The organism is Poseidonibacter sp., assembly GCF_041821165.1.
Lineage (GTDB): Bacteria > Campylobacterota > Campylobacteria > Campylobacterales > Arcobacteraceae > Poseidonibacter.
The window spans coordinates 1-2,814 of the sequence record NZ_JBGUES010000242.1 but is presented as its reverse complement, the minus strand read 5'-3'; the positions used below and the strand labels follow the sequence as shown (position 1 = coordinate 2,814).

General features: G+C 24.6%; 5 protein-coding genes. All 5 read left to right on the top strand.

Going from position 1 to position 2,814, the window contains the following annotated elements:
• Nucleotides 1-205 (top strand): hypothetical protein (locus ACERKK_RS12670; protein WP_373773440.1); only part of this gene is annotated, 205 nt, incomplete at its 5' end.
• Between the two features lie 4 nt (nt 206-209).
• Complete coding sequence (locus ACERKK_RS12665) at nt 210-926, top strand: hypothetical protein (RefSeq protein WP_373773439.1); 717 nt, start codon at nt 210-212, stop codon at nt 924-926.
• Nucleotides 927-1,357: 431 nt separating this feature from the next.
• Nucleotides 1,358-1,918: a hypothetical protein gene (locus tag ACERKK_RS12660; protein WP_373773438.1), complete on the top strand. Its 561-nt coding sequence runs from the start codon at nt 1,358-1,360 to the stop codon at nt 1,916-1,918.
• Between the two features lie 60 nt (nt 1,919-1,978).
• Complete coding sequence (locus ACERKK_RS12655; RefSeq protein WP_373773437.1) at nt 1,979-2,338, top strand: hypothetical protein; 360 nt, start codon at nt 1,979-1,981, stop codon at nt 2,336-2,338.
• Nucleotides 2,339-2,616: 278 nt separating this feature from the next.
• The coding region (locus tag ACERKK_RS12650; protein WP_373773436.1) for a hypothetical protein at nt 2,617-2,814 on the top strand (198 nt) is incomplete at its 3' end.

Here is a 2,814-nt window from a genome sequence, read left to right as displayed (position 1 = left end):
CTTTGTGTTTAATAGTACATTGATAAAAGATAATGTAACAATTAATGAAGAGATACCATTTAATGAAAATGATTTAGTTCAACACAATACTTTTGGTTTAGGTAAAGTAATACATGTAATAGAAGATGGAGATTATTATAGGTTAACTATTAATTTTGATGGGGCACAAAAAGATATTTTGTCTTCATTTGTAAACAAGGTGTAATTATATGGAAAATGAATCTTCAAATTTAAAAGGCTTTATTGCAGAGGAAATTTGTAAATTTCATCTTAGAAAAGCCGGTTATAATATTATAGACTCTGGGAAAGAGTATTATGACCAAGAACTTGCTGATAAACTAATAAAATATCCTAAAGAAGATAACCATACATTAAATATTTTTAATAATATCATCGCAAAATTACCAGATATGATGGTTTGGAAAGATGGTGAAGATGATATTGACTATAGATACGTTGAAGTTAAATATAGAAATAAACTATCAAAAAAATATTTTACTAAGGAGGTTAATGGTAATAATAGTTTACCTTATTTAAGTTATAAGATTAATCAAAATGATGCTTATGAATTAGGTTTATATAAGTACATGACTAATTTAGAAAACCTGATGAAAATACAAAACCCAAAACTTACTGATCTTAGACAAATTCAATTTTATGTTTATTTAGTAACTTATGAAGATTTTGATGGAAAGCCTAATATATATTTAGGAAAAGTATTTGGAAGTAAAGATACTTATTACAAAGTGTATTTTTATGAGTCTAAAGAAGTTCATACTTATCAAGAATGGGCTAATTATAAAACTATTGCCAACTATCTATTAAAAAATGATGTAATTAGAAAAATATATGATAAAGAGATACTATTTACCAATGAAAACAACTCAAATATTAAAGATATTATTCAAAGTATCATTTTTAGTTAGAAAAATCATAAAAATATAACTATTTATACATATGTATAAATAGTTAATCACAAATTAGCTTACAAAACACTTAAAGATAAGCAAAAATAAAGCTTTTTTATATTATACTTTTACATATCAATTAACAAAGTTGGTATTATTGACTAAGAATTAAAATTAAGAACATGCCTATTTCATGGCATTGTTACGGACTAAAAACTAAATAGAGAACCCTAATTGGGTTATGGACTGAAAGCATAATTGGAGAACATAAAATGAAAACTACTGAAATAAGACAGTATATTACTGCAAAATCAAAACTACACTACAACCCATTATTAATCTATGAACGTAAATAAATGTTTATTTGCCATGCAAATAATTTAATTTGTATTTTATTTATGGTGTTACAAATTTTGTAACTACAATTTTATAGTTAATAAAGGACACTCATGTTAAATCAAAAAAGAGTATCAATAATGATTGGTACATTAGAAAAATTCATTCAAAATATAGCAGAAAAAAATGAAAAAATAGTTGGTAATAATAGAAAAGAATATGAATTCTTAACAGCAGAACTTGAAAAAGAAACAACTATAATTATTCCACTATATGAGCCAAGATATTTGTTTGAAATTAAGAATACATATTTTGTAGTTAGAGACTTAGTAGAAGAAGATAAAAGCATCACTATTAGTTTAAAAGATATTTCATTCTATGAGAATAAAGATGGAGACATAAGTATGATAGTAAGTGTCTATCACAATTTTTATATCTCAAGAAAAGATAAAAACTTATTAGTATCCTTAAAAAGGATGCAGGGAAATATTATTGATAAGAAATATGAAATAATTGATAACGATAAAGGTGGATTTATTATTATTGATTCATCTGGAGAAGTATTAAAAAAGTTTAATAAATATCATGATGCATTAGATTATGCTAGTGGTTATTTAGAACATAAAGATATTATTGATGGGAATGTAGATTTAGATAGATATAAAGCTGATTAACTTTTATTAATATTTTGAAAGCACTTAAAATAAACTCATATCAGCAGAAGGACCTAATATATGAGTTTATTTACTATGATAATCTTCGAAGACCTATTAAATCTAAAAAAAGAGTGTAACACCTACAAGAAAGAGACTAAAGAATATTACCAATGTCTCAAATTAAAAAAAGTATCTTCTTTACTTCTGGAACAACTCGAAAGTGATAATAAAGAAGCCTTTAAACATTTTTTACAATTACAAGATAGCCAAAAATTCCAGCAATACTTACAAACACTAGAGTACTTTCATACTCTAATCAACACAAATATAGATAATTACATTGCTCCAGTAGAACAGGAGCAAATATTAAAAGATGTCTTTTTCAAGAATGCAGGTAATAATGAGAATAATATTAATGGATTTACTCCTATTGAGTAATCCATTTAACCTCTTAAAATAAATATAAGTGTAGTAAGTTGATTTAATATTCACTAGCATTTTTTAGTATAAAAAATAGATGCTTTGAGTTCATAAGATTTTTTAGCATAAAATAATCGTATAACTCAAAGTCATCGTGCAATCAACTTACTACACTTATCCAGTTTTTAATATCTTTTATTAATACTGTTTAATCTACTGAATAACTTTGACTGCTTTCGTATAACTAATAAATCAACTTAAAATCAAATGTACTGGTAAAATAAAAAGGATGATACATGAGTAGTACATATAGTGAATTTGTAATAAGTAATAATATAGATTGGTTTAAAGGAAGAATTACACATAACAATAGACAAAAAAATTTAAGTGATAGTGAATTTAGAGATGATGATTTTTTAAATATTGTAGAAGTTGAAAATCCTAATGCTCATAAAATTGATGCTCAACATGATAAACATAATGTAAGCAGCGGT